This window comes from Arthrobacter sp. ISL-30 (assembly GCF_018613855.1).
Lineage (GTDB): Bacteria > Actinomycetota > Actinomycetes > Actinomycetales > Micrococcaceae > Arthrobacter.
In genome coordinates this window covers 18,895-33,769 of sequence record NZ_JAGGPK010000006.1, presented here as the reverse complement: position 1 = coordinate 33,769, position 14,875 = coordinate 18,895, and the positions used below count along the sequence as shown (strand labels likewise).

Below are 14,875 nucleotides of genomic sequence, written 5' to 3'. Positions count from 1 at the left end.
GTCCCGAAAGCGCTATTCCCGCGGGGTCCGTCGTCGCAATCGCACGCTGGGCCGGGATCGTCGGAATCTGCTGGCACCGGCGCCGATAAAGCCGCGTCGGGGTGGTGCGAGCCGCCGTCGTTGGGCCTCCTCGACGGCAAGTTCGTACCATTGGCGGCATTCGGCATCCGGGAAATCCGAATCCAGCAGGCTGAAGCAGGTATCCGTGATCCTCAGTAGTTCGCGATCGGGCATGGAGGCGAGGAGGGCGGCAGGACTGCCCCAAATAGCCATCGATGTCATCAAGGTGCGCCTCATCTGCTGGACGCCCCGATTAGATGGGATTGAAGGGGAAGTGCGGAAACGAATCGGCGGCAGCCAACCCTCTGCGGTATGCGTGGCAGCCTGTGAATTGTGGTCCAGCGTGGCCGCCACACTCGATGTGCGTGGCAATGAAGTCCCCTTAAAAGAACTTTCCAGGAGCCAACTGCTTGACCTTTAGTTGAGTGTACGTTGGTGTGTCTGAAGTCACCACTCGGTTCCTCCCCTGGCGGAACCGTTCCTGAAGGAACGTTTTTGGTAAGTAGACTGACGATCGTCCCTTGTTTTCTGCGCTACGGAGGAAAAAAGTGAAAGCATCCCAGACCCTGGCAGGCAATCTACAGGCCGTCCTGACGGACCTCATCGAACTACAACTGCAGGGGAAGCAGGCGCACTGGAACATCGTGGGCCAGAACTTCCGGGACCTGCACCTCCAACTGGACGAAATCGTGCTAGCCGCCCGGCAGTTCGCGGATGACACCGCAGAACGCATGCGCTCCCTGCACGCCCTGCCCGACGGCCGGAGCGCCACCATCGCCGAAGCAACGCGGCTGTCCCAGTTCCCCGAGGGCCTGACGAACACCAAGGAGGCCGTCAAGCTCATTACGGAGCGGCTGGAGCGTACGGTGCAGACTATGCGCGATGTCCATGACGAGGTGGACGAAGAGGATCCGACGTCGGCCGATCTGCTGCACGAGTTCATCGCCCGGCTGGAACAGCTCGCCTGGATGGTGAACGCCGAGACCATGACGGCTAACGCAGAGGTGCAGGAGCCGGACGAGAAGTAACTTTAGCTACGAGCCGCTGCCGAATCGGGCAGTATCCGTGGTCCAGGCCCGCGCCTGATCACTCAACGAGAAGCCAAGCCCCGGTCGGTTCGGGACAATCATGCGGCCTCCGGCGATCTTGAGCTTTTCGTTGAAGAGCGGCTCCAGCCAGTCAAAGTGCTCCACCCAGGGGTCGATCTCATAGGCGGCCGACAGGTGCAGGTGGATTTCCATCGCGAAGTGCGGCGCCATGCGAACTCCCGCCTCCTGGCCGAGCGCCATGATTTTCAGGAACTGGGTGATGCCGCCCACGCGCGGAGCGTCCGGCTGCATAAAGTCCACCGAGCCCGCACTGATGAGCGCGCGGTGCTCGGCAACACTGGTCAGCATCTCGCCGGTCGCAATCGGCGTGGCCAGTTCACGGGCCAGGGCGGCATGGCCCTCGGCGTCGTAGGCGTCCAGGGGTTCCTCGATCCACACAAGGTCGAATTCCTCCAGTTTGCGGCCCATGCGGATGGCGGTGCTGCGGTTCCATTGCTGGTTGGCATCCACCATAAGCGGGAATGCGTCGCCAAGGGCTTCCCGCACGGCGCGGACGCGCTTGATGTCGACGGCGGCGTCCGGCTGGCCCACCTTGATCTTGATGCCGCCAATGCCTTGCTCCACGGCGGCCTGCACGTTGGACAGGACCTCCTCAATGGACGAGGACAGGAAACCGCCCGAAGTGTTGTAGCACTGCACGGAATCCCGATGCGCCCCCAGGAGCTTGGCCAGCGGGAGTCCTGCGCGCTTGGCCTTGAGATCCCAAAGCGCAATATCCATTGCGGCAATGGCCTGTGTGGAGAGCCCGCTACGCCCCACCGAGGCGCCGGCCCAGACCAGTTTGGTCCAGAGCCGCTGGATGTCATTGGGGTCTTCACCCAGAAGTTCAGGCGCGACTTCCTTGGCATGGGCGAAGAGGCCTTGGCCGCCGGCCCGCTTCGAGTAGCTGTAGCCGACGCCGGACAGCCCCGCTTCTGTGCGGATTTCGGCAAAAAGGAACGCGACTTCGGTCAGCGGCTTCTGCCGTCCGGTCAGCACCTTCGCGTCGCTGATCGCCGTCTTGAGCGGCAGGAACGCCAGGGAAAGTTCGACGCCGGTAATGCGGTCCGTGGTGGCCTCGCCCGGAAGCAGCCCGGCGAAGTGCTGCTCATTCGCCGCGGTGGCCTCGGCATGGGTGAAGGAAGTAAAGGTGCTCGTAGCCAATGGAAAGTGTCCTCTCTGACGCTGTATCTAACTCATCGTATAAGTTGAGGACTTATACGACAAGAACCCGTAGGGGTACTGTCTCACCAAAGGCATCCCGACAGAGGAGAGACCTCAATGAGGAACGAATTATCAGTCTGCGTCGAAATGCTCTTCCGCGAATTCGGGGATCCGATGTCGGCCAGGCAACTCACGGCAGCGAAAACCGCAGGCATCAACAAGGTCGAATTCTGGCTGTGGCGCAACAAAGACATTGATGCCATAGAGCGGTCCCTGGCCGACACGGGCCTCTCGGTCCTGTCGATGGTCAGCCAGCCCCAAGGCCACCTCGTAGACCCGGCACAGCGAAATGAGTTCCTCCAGGGCGTGCGGGAATCGATCCCTGTTGCGAAGCGCCTGGAAATCCCCAACCTGGTGGTTCTCTCCGGAAACGCCCGTGAAGGTGTTCCGGATTTGGAGCAGAGGGAAGCATTGACCGAGGCGCTGCGGGCGGCTGCGCCCTTAGCCGAAGAAGCCGGCGTGACGCTCATTCTTGAGCCGCTGAATACCCGAGTCGATCATGTGGGGAACTATCTCGACTCAACGAAGGTCGCGCTCGATGTTCTCAATGACGTGGATTCCCCCAACATTCGGCTCCTGTATGACCTCTACCATTCGGTGGTGATGGATGAAGATCCGGCCGAGGTCCTTCGGGGAGCAGGGCATCTCATCGGACATGTGCAGATCGCCGATCACCCGGGTCGCCATGAGCCGGGATCAGGCGGCGTGGACTGGAAAAGGGAGATCCATGCGCTCCAGGCAGTCGGCTACAGCGGCGGCATTGGGCTCGAGTACACCCCTTCGGACGGTGACTCAATCAAGTCCCTGCAACACATCCGTGAAGCGATCACTGGAGCCTAGCCTCGCTCAGGCATCAACGACTCAGCAAGCACACTACAGTCCCTTGACCGCTGCCAGCACCTTGGTGAGGGAATCCTTTGCATCCCCGAACAGCAGCGTGGTCTGGGGCTCGTACAGCAACTCATTCTCGATCCCCGCGAAGCCCGGCCTCATGGAGCGCTTGAGGAAGACCACCTGCCGGGCATCGGCCACTTCCAGGATTGGCATGCCGTAGATCGGCGAGCCGGCACTGGTCTTCGCGGCGGGATTGACGACGTCGTTCGCTCCCACCACGAGCGCGACGTCGGCGGTGCGGAACTCGGAGTTGATCTCGCCCATCTCCCTCAGCGACTCGTAAGGCACGTTGGCCTCGGCCAGCAGAACGTTCATGTGTCCGGGCATGCGGCCTGCCACCGGGTGGATTGCGAAGTCCACGCGCGTGCCCCGTTCCTCCAGTGCCTGTGCCAGTTCGGCCGCCGTATGCTGGCCCTGGGCAACTGCAAGGCCATAGCCGGGGACGATGATCACCCGCTGCGCATATCCCAACAGCACCGCTACGTCCTCGGAGCTGGACGAGCGGACGGGGCGGTCACTGACCGCCGTCGAACCCGCCGTCGAACCTCCCCGGAACGCGCCGAAGAGAATTCCTGCCACGCTTCGACCCATGGCGGCCGCCATTGCCCGGGTGAGGATGGTACCCGAAGCCCCGACGAGCGTGCCCGCTACGAGCAGGAGCACGTTGCCCAGCACCAGCCCTGAGGCCGCAACGGCCAGGCCAGTGAAGGCGTTGAGGAGCGAGATGACGATCGGAACGTCGGCGCCGCCCACGGGCAGGACCAAAAGGACGCCAGCCACGAGTCCCAGCACCAGCAGCAGCAGGGCCAGCGGCAGCCAGCCGGTGAGGACGACGGCGACACCCACACCCACCGCGGCGAGCAGCACCGCCGCCATGAGGACGGGCAGCCCCGGAAAGACCACGGGACGGGTGGTCATGAGTTCCTGCAGCTTGGCAAACGTCACACCGGAACCGGCGAAGGAAACCGCCCCCACCAGGAGCGCGAACACGATGGCCAGTCGCACCCAGGGATCGTCCGCATGGGCCAGTTCGAGGAGGCCCACAAGTGCCGCGGCGCCACCTCCCACCCCGTTGAATAGGGCCACGAGCTGCGGCATCTGCGTCATCTTGACCTGTCGGGCTACCGGCGCGGCCACGACCGAACCAACGGCAATAGCGCCCAGGATCCACGGAATGTTGTCCAGCCTGACCGACAGGAAAACAGTGGCGACGCCCACGAGCGCGCCGAAAGCGCCTAGGAGATTGCCGCGTCGGGCCGTCCTGGGCGAGCTGAGTCCCTTGAGGGCGAGGATGAAGCAGACGGATGCAGCGAGATAGAGCAGCGCGGTCCAGACAGGGTCGAAGAGGATCATCGTCGGTCCTCCGCCTTATCCTTGACGGCCTTGGCCCTGTCCCTTGTGCTCAGCGCCTTGCCGGGACCGCGTCCATGGAACATCTCCAGCATTCGGTCAGTCACCACGAATCCACCCACCAGGTTGGCTGTGGCCAGCACGACGGCGAGCAGGGCCACCGCTAGCACCCAGGGGCCCGAGGCCTGTCCCGCGACGATGATCGCGCCCACCAGGATGATGCCGTGGATGGCGTTGGCTCCGGACATGAGGGGTGTGTGCAGGGTGCTGGAAACCTTCGAAACTACTTCGAAGCCCACAAAGACCGCCAGCACGGTGATCGTGAGCAGTCCTATTCCGTCCATCAGGAAACCCCCTCGTTGTCAGTCCCGCTCGATGCTCCGGCGAGCGCCGCTACCGCCTCCGCCGTGGGCGCATGCCGCACTTCGCCGTCGTGCGTCAGGCAGGTCCCGGCAACCACCTCGTCCTCCCAGTCCGGGGCCATGATGCCGTCGCGGGTCATGAGGGCCAACAGATTGGCGACGTTCTTGGCGTAGAGGCGCGACGCGTCCGCGGGCATGGCCGACGCAGCGTCCTTCATGCCCACAATTGTGACTGTGCCCTCGCCGTCGGCCGTGGGAACGTGAAGGTCCCGCCCCGGAATAGAGCCCTCCACGTTGCCGCCGGATTCCGCGGCGAGGTCGACGACGACCGACCCGTTGCGCATGCCCTGCACCATCTCCTGCGTCACCAGGAGCGGGGCCGGGCGTCCGGGAACGGCCGCCGTCGTGATCAGTACGTCTGCAGCGGCGACGTGCGGGGCAAGAAGCTGGCGCTGCAGGGCTCCGCGATCGGCGCTGAGTTCCCTGGCGTAGCCGCCGGCGGCCTCCGCCGTCTCAAGGTCGAGCCGGATGAACGTCCCGCCCATCGAGGCCACCTCCTCCGCGGAGGACGGGCGTATGTCGTTAGCGGAGACGCGGGCGCCCAGCCTCTTCGCGGTTCCAATGGCTTGCAGGCCTGCAACACCCACGCCGAGTACCAGCACGCGGGCAGGCGGGATTGTGCCGGCGGCGGTCATATAGAGCGGGAAGAAGCGCGGCAGGCGCATCGCCGCCTCGAGTACGCAGCGATAACCGGCGACCAAGGCTTGGGAGGTGAGGGCGTCCATGGATTGGGCTCGGGAGATACGCGGAACCAGCTCGAGCGCGAACGATGTCACACCGGCTTCGGCTAGCGCCCGGACGGTAGGCAGTTCCGACGACGGCGAGGCCAGTCCCACGGTAATGGCCCCGCGGCGGAGGGACGCCGCCGTCGATGGTTCCATTGGGCGGACATGGGCGTAGGCGTCCAGTTCGGCGAGGTCCAGTTCGGGGAGGATTTTGGCGCCGGCATGACGGTATTCCTCATCTCCGTGGCCGGCCAGGGCTCCGGCCTGGGTCTCGACCAGGACCTCAAGGCCCAGCCCAACCAGCTGCTTTACCGTCTCCGGCGTCGCAGCCACCCGCCGCTCACCGGCCCGGCGTTCCCGCGCTATGCCTAGCTTCACCGTCACTACCTTCCTGGACGAGTGCAGCAGGTGCCCTTGGTGGAAATCGCGGCCCTGGCTGCCCAGCCGTAGGTTCGCGCTTGCTTCCAAAGTCTCGCGGAGCGGCACTGCTGCACGTGGTTGGCTAGAGTCTATGGCCCACCGGCCCGGCGCGGCAGTAGGGCGTTCCGATCAACGCGGGTTGAACTCCCTTAAGCCAGGTTCACGAGGGCCTGGGTGGGAGTGTGGTCACTGGGGTACCGGCCGTCAAGCGTGAAGGTGTTGATGGTCGCCTTGCGCACGGTGATTCCCGGCGTCGTGAGGATCCAGTCAATGCGGAGGCCGCCGGCAACGGGATCCTTATAGTTGGGGAAGGTGCCGTAGGCGGGAGTTAGCTGCTGTCCCGCAATAGTCCAGGTATCCCGGAAAACGCCGCTTCCCACCAGGGAGTCGTAGGCGCCGGAAGCCTCTGCAGGGGCGTTGAAGTCTCCGGTGAGGATGGTGGGCAGCTTGGGGTTGAAAGAGTCCATGAGGGCGATGATGGCCTTGGCGCCCAGGACCCTCGCGTTCTCCGACTGGTGGTCGAAGTGGGTGTTGACCAGGATTAGTTCCTTGCCGGTGCTGAGATCGGTGAAGCGTCCCCACGTCACGATTCGGGTCACTGTGTTTCCCCAAGTCGCTGAACCGATGAGGTCCGGCTGGTCCGAAAGCCAGAACTGGTCCCAGGCGATGACCTCAAGCCGGCGGGCGTCGTAGAAGATCGCCGAGTATTCGCCGGCGCTGCCGCCGTCGCGCCCAAAGCCGATCATCCGGTAGTGCGCCGGGAAGGCGTCCTCGACGGCGGCCAGCTGGTGGAACAGTGCTTCCTGGATGCCGACGGCGGTGGGCTTCTCCAGCTCAAGCACTGCCTTAAGCGCGGGGATGCGTTCCGGCCAGTAATCGGCCTGGCCAGGCAAGGTTCCGCTGCGGTCGTAACGGATATTGAAGCTCATGACATGGAGGTCGCTTTGGCCGGCAGCGCCAATCAGGGCAGCGGTTCCGGCTGCGGCGGGTGCGCCGTGGGCAGTCTGGGCGGCGACGGCGCCGGCGACGCCCAGTGCCCCTGCGGCAAGGGCGGTGCGACGGGACACTGGCAGGCGGAAGGACATGGCTGTAGCTCCTGGCGTAGGGGTAATCTCCTTCGATGCTTTCCACCCCATATGGCCGGAATCCGGACTGCGGCTAAACGTCGGCTGACGCTGAGGTGAAGAACCCGAAAGTCGCTGGTGTGGCCCTGCAAGATTTTTCAAGCCAGAGTCGCCTCGGCGCTGTAGCCTGAGATGAGGGTTATGCAGCTGCCCCAATGAAGCGACTTTTGTCGTGGGCACTGCAGCTGCTGAGTGCCGCAAGATCGGAGCGCCAGCATGGGCGAACAGCAAAAAACCGAGTCATCACTGGTCGAGGAAATCCAGGACCTTCTCCTGGATACCCAGGACGTAGAGAATTTCCTCAACGAACTGGCCCGATTCTCCGCAGAGAATCTTTCGAGTCCGCGGGGTGAGGTCTATTGCGGCATTACGCTCTTGCGGCACCACACCGCAGCGACTGTGGCCAGCAGCGGAGAACGCGCGCTCGTGCTCGATGAGCTGCAATACAAGTTCAACGACGGCCCCTGCCTGAGATGCTGCCGCGAGGGCGTGCAGGTGCACATCCCTGACCTCAGGCGCGACAACACCTTCCCCGACTACACCGAGGTAGCGCTGAGGCAGGGCATCGGGTCAATCCTGGCAGTCCCCTTTGAGCTGAGCGGATACGCCGCGCGTGCCGGCCTCAACCTCTATTCCGACAGTCCGCACGCCTTTGACCAGGACGCCGTGGTTCGAGCCGAGGGCTTCGTTCGCCAAGCCTCAAAAGGCCTCCAACTCGCCGTCCTGCTGGGGCAGCACAGCCAAATGGCCGCGAACCTGAAGTCCGCCATGGAGTCCCGGACGATTATCGACACGGCCGTCGGCATCATCATTGCGCAGAACCGCTGCAGCCAGCAGGAGGCCGTCGAGCTCATCAAGGCGGCATCCAGTAACAGGAATGTGAAGCTCCGGGAGGTAGCCGCGGCGATTGTGGAATCTGCCGGTGGAGGACGGGTGGAAACCCATTTCACGTGATGGCAGGGACTCCGGGCGGAGGCAGGTTACTGCCGAGTATTGCCAGTAGGGCTGCCCAGGGCTAGCCTGAAGTAGGGAAGTTGGCTCATGCAGACACGGGCGTCGTTTTTCCCTTTCTCAAGGAAACGTCGATGTCGATCAGTTCCAGTGCCCGCCTCCCCAATCCGGCTGGTCAGCACCCTGAACAACGTCCTTGGTGTGGCGTCTGCCAATCTGATAAACGCCTCAAGATCGACGCCATAGAAACCGCCTCCACAGATGACCCCCACATAGTGATGGTCACATACGCCTGTGCGCAATGCGGCTCACTCTATACGCACGAGGCCCGTGTAGAAGATGTGGCCGCGATCCTGAATAGCGAAGCGTCAAAGACTGCCGTGCTGAAATTCGGGAATTTCTACATTCACTGCGGTGCGCCCATGACTGTCGCAGGGACCGAGTTGCGCAGCATCTACGTCCCGATCAGCACGGACAAGCCCTCCCCCACACCGGGCAATCTCCTGGACGTGTATCTTCGCACGCGCGTCCTGAGATGCGCGTGCGGCTTCCAGATGGAAATACCGCGCTAGCTCACGTGCTCCTAGCGCTTGACCAGCTTGAAGAAGGTGCTGCCTTCACCGCTTGATTTCTTGGACTGGTACAAGAGCGCGAGTTTGCTCTCTTCGAACTTGTCGAACCACTCGTCCCAGCTGATATGCTCCAGGCGGTCTTCCCCTGCCCCGCCCGGGAAGTCTATGCGCAGCACGCCTGGATCGTCGCCGCCACCCGTGTCCTTGACGCTGGCCGGCTTGCCCTCGTTGTCCTCAACCCACTTGCGGATTTCATCGTGATCTGTGGTGGTGTGCGATTCCGAAGCCATGACGGTTCCTCCTCAGCCAATGAGCCACCATCCGGCGGCTGCGTCCTTGTGATCCCGGCGAGCGGCATTACCCGCTGGTTTGACGGTAACCCTCCAAAAGCATTTTCGGAAGGAGCCACTGCTGCGACCGACAGGGCAGGAGTAGGATGCGCTGAAAGCCGCCTCAATTGCTTCGGGAGGTATCGTGATTCCCCGGTTGAAAGCTCCGGACAGGGTGCCGGGCCCTGAGGAAGGGGATTCCATGCTGCAGCTCACCACGGCCCGTCTCCACGGAACCTTCAATGTGGTTAACGGCCTGTGGCCGCTCATCCACATGAGGAGCTTCGAAGCCGTTTTCGGCCCCAAAAAGGATAAGTGGCTCGTTCGGACCGTCGCTGGGCTGCTCGTGGCGAACGGCCTCGTCCAACTCGCCGCACGGGACACGCCTCACTCCCTGGAACAGGCGAGGAATGTGGGGCTCGGCACCGCTACAACACTGGCAGCGATCGACGTCGCCTATGCGCCTCGGGGAAGGATCAGCAAAATGTACCTCCTCGACGCCGTAGCTGAAGTCGCCTGGATCCTCAGCTGGCTGCTGGCGAAGAGGCGTGGTTCGTAGCTGATTCTGCGGGAAGGGTTGATGCTGAAGAGCGGCGTGGTTACGCTCAGATCAGTGGTTCTGCAGCGTTAGCCGCTCCTTTGAAGGGGGAGCCATGATGTTGTTGCATACCCAGCTTCTTATCCATGAATTCGCGGGCGCAGGAGTAGCGTCGTGACTAGATATCAAACACAGGCTTCCGGAACTGCCGCTACAGCTTCCCCGCAGGTGGTGAGGCGGCCCAAGGGCAGCATAGTAGTTAACTGGATCACGTCCACTGACCACAAAACCATCGGGTTCATGTACCTGATCGCGTCCTTTGTGTTCTTCCTGCTCGCCGGCGTTATGGCGCTGCTGATCCGTGCGGAACTGTTCCAACCTGGCATGCAGGTCCTGCAGACCAAGGAACAGTACAACCAGATGTTCACGATGCACGGCACCATGATGCTGCTGATGTTCGCCACACCGCTTTTCGCCGGTTTCGCCAACGCGATCATGCCACTGCAGATCGGCGCGCCGGACGTTGCCTTCCCGCGACTGAACGCCCTTGCGTTCTGGTTCTTCCTTTTCGGCTCCACCATTGCGGTGTCCGGCTTCATCACCCCGCAGGGTGCCGCCTCCTTCGGCTGGTTCGCCTATGCGCCCCTGAACAACACCACCTTCACCCCGGGTGTAGGCGGTGATCTCTGGGTGTTCGGCCTGGCGCTGTCCGGCTTCGGCACCATCATCGGTGCGGTCAACTTCATCACCACCATCATCTGCATGCGCGCTCCCGGTATGACCATGTGGCGCATGCCGATCTTCACTTGGAATACGCTGGTCACCTCCATCCTGGTGATCATGGCCTTCCCGCCCTTGGCCGCGGCCCTGTTCGGACTCGGCGCCGACCGCCGGTTCGGTGCCCACATCTATGACCCGGAAAACGGCGGTGCCGTCCTCTGGCAGCACTTGTTCTGGTTCTTCGGCCACCCCGAGGTGTACATCATCGCGCTGCCGTTCTTCGGCATCGTGTCCGAAATCTTCCCGGTCTTCAGCCGCAAACCGATCTTCGGCTACAAAGGCCTTGTCTACGCCACAATCGCCATCGCCGCCCTCTCCATGACCGTGTGGGCCCACCACATGTATGTCACCGGGGCGGTGCTGCTGCCGTTCTTCGCCTTCATGACCATGCTGATCGCGGTCCCCACGGGCGTGAAATTCTTCAACTGGATCGGCACTCTATGGCGGGGTTCCCTCACTTTCGAGACCCCCATGCTGTGGAGCCTGGGCTTCCTGGTCACCTTCCTCTTCGGCGGACTGACGGGCATCATCCTGTCCTCCCCGCCGCTGGACTTCCACGTCTCCGACTCCTACTTCGTGGTGGCGCACTTCCACTACGTGGTCTTCGGCACCGTGGTGTTCGCGATGTTCGCCGGCTTCTACTTCTGGTGGCCGAAGTGGACCGGGACCATGCTCAACGAACGCCTTGGCAAAATCCACTTCTGGCTGCTGTTCCTGGGCTTCCACGGCACCTTCCTGATCCAGCACTGGCTGGGCGTCGAAGGCATGCCGCGCCGCTACGCCGACTACATGCCGCAGGATAACTTCACGTGGATGAACCAGTTCTCCACCATTTCCTCGTTCGTTCTTGGCGCTTCCACCCTGCCGTTCTTCTGGAACGTCTACATCACCTGGCGCGCAGGCAGGAAGGTGGAGGTGGACGACCCCTGGGGCTTTGGCGCCTCGCTGGAGTGGGCCACCTCCTGTCCGCCTCCCCGCCACAACTTCACCTCGATTCCGCGTATCCGCTCTGAGCGTCCGGCCTTGGACCTGCACCACCCCGAGCTAAGGGTGCGCGTGCATGAGCCGGTCCACACTCCCGCTGCGGACATCCTCGGGGCGGCGGATATCGGTGAAAAGGACGTCCGGAGCCCCAACCCCGAAGAGTGAAATTTTCGGCGGCAGAGGAGCCTCCGTCCATGCAGAAAGCGCACGAAATCCAGGTTTCTGATCTGCAGGAACTGATCTTCGTACTGACCCAGGATGAATGGCAGCCTACGGAGGCCAAGTACCGAATCAACGTCGCCTACAGGGGGCTGTCGCGGGACGTCCACACTCTTGAAACGGGGCTGGCACGTTTAGCTGGCGAGTCGGCGAAAGACCTCGAGCAGCACCTCTTGCGGAACTTCAAGAAATACGCTCACCGGGATGCTACTCCCGGCGACTCTGTCTGGAATTGGCTCAGTGTTGCACAGCATCACGGCCTGCCCACGCGACTGCTGGACTGGACTTTTTCGCCCTATGTGGCCCTGCACTTCGCCACCTCCGATACCAGTTCCTATTCACGCCCCGGGGTGGTGTGGTGCGTAGACTACGTAGCTGCCCACAAGCTCCTGCCCAAGGGCCTCCAGGACCACGTAGAGCCGCTGGGCCATGGGCTGTTTACGACGGAAATCCTCAAATCTGCAGCTGACAGCCTTGAACTCTTCGACGAGTTCAATCCACCGGACGGCACGGGCACACCACTGTTCTTCGAACCGCCTTCGCTGGATGACCGGATCATCAACCAGTCGGCGGTCTTCTCCATCATGACCTCGCCCGACGCATCGCTCGGCGAGTGGTTCGGCGAACATCCGGAGCTGTGTCGTAAGGTGGTGATCCCCGCGGAGCTTAAATGGTCCATCCGCAACCACCTCGACCAGGCGAACGTGACCGAGCGCGTCTTGTTTCCAGGACTCGACGGTTTGTGTCGCTGGCTCGCGCGTTACTACGGTGACCGGCCGGAAAAGGCTTACCCGGCCAGCGGGACCCTGTCTGGCGATTCGTCGCCTGGCGAGCCGTCGCCTGGCGAACCGTCGCCGGGCGAATCCACGAAACTTGAATCTGAGTGAGCCCTAGCGGATGATCCTCACATTGAAGTCCGGCGGCCAGGGAGGCAAAGTCTCCAGAGTCGTGAGCGCTGGGCCTAGCGCTTCGCTGAGATGTCGGCCGATATAGCCTCGGCGGTGGCTATGATCTCCTTGCGCACGGAGTCCAGATACGCCTTCGGGTCCGCCTGGCTGGCTACATGCTGGGCCTGCAACGACACGTTCACGGCAGCAACGATCTTGCCGACGTTGTTCCTCAGGGGTGCGGCCACCGACATCAGCCCGAGCTCAAGCTCCTGGTCCAGCAGGCACCAGCCTTGCTCACGGACCTGGTCCAGGATGGCAAGCAGCTCCTCAGCCGACGACACTGTCCGTGGCGTGATCTTCCTGATTTCCGCCTTAGCCAGGTATTCGTCGAGCTTGTCCTGGGGCAGCCCGGCCAGGAGGATGCGGCCCATGGAGGTGGCATACGCCGGGAACCGGGTGCCTACAGTGATGCCCACGTTCATGATGCGTCGTGTTGTCACGCGCGCGACGTACACGATGTCCGTGCCGTCCAGCACTGCGGCCGACGTCGACTGTCCCAGTTTGAGCGACAGTTCTTCAAGGTGGGGCTGGGCGAGCTGCGGCAGGGACAATCCGGACAGGTACGCGTAGCCGAGCTGCAGGACCATGGCTGTCAGCGCGAAGGTTTTGCCGTCGGTACGCACATAGCCCAGCTCTACGAGCGTGTGCAGGAACCGCCGCGCGGTGGCCCTTGTCAGCCCAGTGCGGGCCGCCACCTCGGTCAGCGTCATGACGGGATTTTGGGCGTCAAAGGCGCGAATCACAGCCAGGCCACGCGCCAGCGACTGCACATACTGGTCGCTCGCCTGTGGCGGCCCGGCTACTGCTGCTTCACTCATTTCTACCCCCGTCGGTACGACTCTCTATCCTAATCGGGCTCCTGCTACCCCAGACTCCGCTGATATCAGACGCCGCTGTTCTTAGACGCCGACGGCGGCCGCGGACTGTAGCGGCAGCGGCACCAGTTCCTGGAGTTCCTCCAGGGTGCAGCCGAAGGTCTCGCGGACGATGACGCCGTCGGGCCCTGTCAGGAACACGGCCTTGTCTGTGTAGACGCGGGTCACGCAGCCGACTCCGGTGAGCGGATATGTGCAGTGTTCCACGAGCTTTGAGGCGCCGTCACGGGTGAGGAGCGTCATCATCACGAAGACGTCCTTGGCCCCGCTGGCCAGGTCCATTGCACCGCCAACGGCCGGGATTGCGCCCGGAGCCCCGGTGTGCCAGTTGGCGAGATCCCCCGTCGCGGAAACCTGGAAGGCGCCCAGTACGCAGATGTCCAGGTGCCCGCCGCGCATGATCGCGAACGAATCGGCATGGTGGAAGTAGGATGCGCCAGGCAGCTCGGTGACTGGAATTTTTCCCGCGTTGATAAGGTCCTCGTCGATCTCGTCGCCCTTCGCCTCCGGTCCCATGCCCAGCATCCCGTTCTCGGTGTGCAGCGTGATGTTCTGCTCTTCCGTGAGGTAGTTGGACACGAGCGTGGGCTGGCCGATGCCGAGGTTCACGAATGAACCCGGGGCGATGTCGCGGGCTACCAGGCGGGCGAGATCGTCGCGACCCAGCGGCATATCACGGGTCTGGAGGGACGTTGACTGCAGGCTCATTTTCAGGCCACCTTCACAATGCTGTTGACGTAGATGCCGGGGGTCACGATGTTTTCCGGGTCGAGGCCGCCGATGGGGACGATCTCGGAAACCTGGGCGATGGTGTGCTTCGCCGCCGCGGCCATGATGGGTCCGAAGTTCCGGGCGGTCTTGCGGTAGACAAGGTTGCCCTTGCCGTCGGCCTTGAGCGCCTTGATGAGGGCAACGTCGGCGTGGATGGGGGTCTCGAAGACCTGTCCCCGGCCGTCGATGATGCGTGTTTCCTTGCCCTCGGCCAGCATGGTGCCGTATCCGGTAGGTGTGAAGAAGCCGCCGATGCCGGCGCCGGCAGCACGGATGCGCTCGGCAAGGTTGCCTTGCGGGACGAGTTCCAGTTCGATCTCTCCCGCATGGTATTTGGCATCGAAGTGCCAGGAATCTGATTGCCGCGGGAAGGAGCAGATCATTTTGCGGACCCGGCCTTCCTTAATCAGCAAGGCCAGGCCCTGGTCGCCCTGCCCGGCGTTGTTATTCACCACAGTGAGGTCGGTGGCTCCGCCGTCGAGCAGTGCGTCAATGAGCTCGAACGGCTGGCCAGCGTTGCCGAAGCCGCCGATCATCACCGTGGAGCCGTCCTGGATACCGGCGACTGCCTCGCCGACTGTGTCAATGAAATTCAGCAT

At 62.9% G+C, this 14,875-nt stretch carries 17 protein-coding genes; 7 read left to right on the top strand and 10 right to left on the bottom strand.

Annotated elements, in window-relative coordinates; translation table 11 throughout:
• Positions 1-12 precede the first annotated feature (12 nt).
• Positions 13-282, bottom strand: a complete 270-nt coding sequence (locus J7E82_RS01880) for a hypothetical protein (RefSeq protein WP_214859786.1) — start codon at positions 280-282, stop codon at positions 13-15.
• A 326-nt stretch (positions 283-608) separates the two neighbouring features.
• Between J7E82_RS01880 and J7E82_RS01875 the strand changes: the two genes are divergently transcribed.
• Positions 609-1,088 carry a Dps family protein gene (locus J7E82_RS01875; RefSeq protein WP_214859785.1) on the top strand — a complete coding sequence of 160 codons (480 nt, stop codon included), beginning with the start codon at positions 609-611 and terminating at the stop codon, positions 1,086-1,088.
• Positions 1,089-1,094: 6 nt separating this feature from the next.
• Here the strand turns inward: J7E82_RS01875 and J7E82_RS01870 are convergent, their stop codons facing one another.
• Positions 1,095-2,240, bottom strand: coding sequence for a mandelate racemase/muconate lactonizing enzyme family protein (locus tag J7E82_RS01870; protein WP_214859978.1), 1,146 nt, complete (start codon positions 2,238-2,240; stop codon positions 1,095-1,097).
• Between the two features lie 189 nt (positions 2,241-2,429).
• Between J7E82_RS01870 and J7E82_RS01865 the strand changes: the two genes are divergently transcribed.
• Positions 2,430-3,212, top strand: coding sequence for a hydroxypyruvate isomerase family protein (locus J7E82_RS01865; RefSeq protein WP_214859783.1), 783 nt, complete (start codon positions 2,430-2,432; stop codon positions 3,210-3,212).
• 33 nt (positions 3,213-3,245) lie between these two features.
• Here J7E82_RS01865 and J7E82_RS01860 read toward each other — a convergent pair whose 3' ends face one another.
• The 4 genes from J7E82_RS01860 to J7E82_RS01845 form a co-directional block, all read right to left on the bottom strand.
• On the bottom strand, positions 3,246-4,619 hold the full coding sequence (locus J7E82_RS01860; RefSeq protein WP_214859781.1) for an NAD(P)(+) transhydrogenase (Re/Si-specific) subunit beta: 1,374 nt from the start codon (positions 4,617-4,619) through the stop codon (positions 3,246-3,248).
• Complete coding sequence (locus tag J7E82_RS01855) at positions 4,616-4,960, bottom strand: NAD(P) transhydrogenase subunit alpha (protein ID WP_214859779.1); 345 nt, start codon at positions 4,958-4,960, stop codon at positions 4,616-4,618. Before J7E82_RS01855 ends, J7E82_RS01860 begins: the two co-directional genes overlap by 4 nt.
• Entirely contained in the window at positions 4,960-6,141 is a 1,182-nt protein-coding gene (locus J7E82_RS01850) for a Re/Si-specific NAD(P)(+) transhydrogenase subunit alpha (RefSeq protein ID WP_214859977.1), read from the bottom strand. The genes J7E82_RS01855 and J7E82_RS01850 overlap by 1 nt, the downstream gene beginning before the upstream one ends.
• 191 nt (positions 6,142-6,332) lie before the next feature.
• Positions 6,333-7,268: an endonuclease/exonuclease/phosphatase family protein gene (locus J7E82_RS01845; RefSeq protein WP_214859776.1), complete on the bottom strand. Its 936-nt coding sequence runs from the start codon at positions 7,266-7,268 to the stop codon at positions 6,333-6,335.
• Positions 7,269-7,523: 255 nt separating this feature from the next.
• On the opposite strand from J7E82_RS01845, the gene J7E82_RS01840 reads away from it, so the two are divergent.
• Both J7E82_RS01840 and J7E82_RS01835 read left to right on the top strand, forming a co-directional pair.
• The gene (locus J7E82_RS01840) at positions 7,524-8,261 is read left to right on the top strand and encodes a GAF and ANTAR domain-containing protein (RefSeq protein ID WP_214859775.1); all 738 of its coding nucleotides are present in this window, start codon (positions 7,524-7,526) and stop codon (positions 8,259-8,261) included.
• 131 nt (positions 8,262-8,392) lie between these two features.
• Positions 8,393-8,830: a hypothetical protein gene (locus tag J7E82_RS01835; protein ID WP_214859774.1), complete on the top strand. Its 438-nt coding sequence runs from the start codon at positions 8,393-8,395 to the stop codon at positions 8,828-8,830.
• A gap of 11 nt (positions 8,831-8,841) precedes the next feature.
• Here J7E82_RS01835 and J7E82_RS01830 read toward each other — a convergent pair whose 3' ends face one another.
• Entirely contained in the window at positions 8,842-9,120 is a 279-nt protein-coding gene (locus J7E82_RS01830; RefSeq protein WP_214859773.1) for a hypothetical protein, read from the bottom strand.
• A gap of 241 nt (positions 9,121-9,361) precedes the next feature.
• Between J7E82_RS01830 and J7E82_RS01825 the strand changes: the two genes are divergently transcribed.
• From J7E82_RS01825 to J7E82_RS01815, 3 genes are all read left to right on the top strand, one after another.
• Positions 9,362-9,718 carry a hypothetical protein gene (locus tag J7E82_RS01825; protein WP_214859772.1) on the top strand — a complete coding sequence of 119 codons (357 nt, stop codon included), beginning with the start codon at positions 9,362-9,364 and terminating at the stop codon, positions 9,716-9,718.
• A 207-nt stretch (positions 9,719-9,925) separates the two neighbouring features.
• Positions 9,926-11,626: a cytochrome c oxidase subunit I gene (gene ctaD / locus J7E82_RS01820; RefSeq protein ID WP_308113557.1), complete on the top strand. Its 1,701-nt coding sequence runs from the start codon at positions 9,926-9,928 to the stop codon at positions 11,624-11,626.
• Between the two features lie 29 nt (positions 11,627-11,655).
• Positions 11,656-12,567, top strand: coding sequence for an FRG domain-containing protein (locus J7E82_RS01815; protein WP_214859770.1), 912 nt, complete (start codon positions 11,656-11,658; stop codon positions 12,565-12,567).
• A 74-nt stretch (positions 12,568-12,641) separates the two neighbouring features.
• On the opposite strand, the gene J7E82_RS01810 is transcribed toward J7E82_RS01815, so the two are convergent.
• The 3 genes from J7E82_RS01810 to J7E82_RS01800 all read right to left on the bottom strand — a co-directional run bounded on the left by J7E82_RS01810 (position 12,642) and on the right by J7E82_RS01800 (position 14,875).
• Positions 12,642-13,448, bottom strand: coding sequence for an IclR family transcriptional regulator C-terminal domain-containing protein (locus J7E82_RS01810; protein ID WP_214859769.1), 807 nt, complete (start codon positions 13,446-13,448; stop codon positions 12,642-12,644).
• An 81-nt stretch (positions 13,449-13,529) separates the two neighbouring features.
• Positions 13,530-14,213, bottom strand: coding sequence for a 3-oxoacid CoA-transferase subunit B (locus J7E82_RS01805; RefSeq protein WP_214859761.1), 684 nt, complete (start codon positions 14,211-14,213; stop codon positions 13,530-13,532).
• Positions 14,214-14,215: 2 nt separating this feature from the next.
• The gene (locus J7E82_RS01800; protein WP_214859760.1) at positions 14,216-14,875 is read right to left on the bottom strand and encodes a 3-oxoacid CoA-transferase subunit A; all 660 of its coding nucleotides are present in this window, start codon (positions 14,873-14,875) and stop codon (positions 14,216-14,218) included.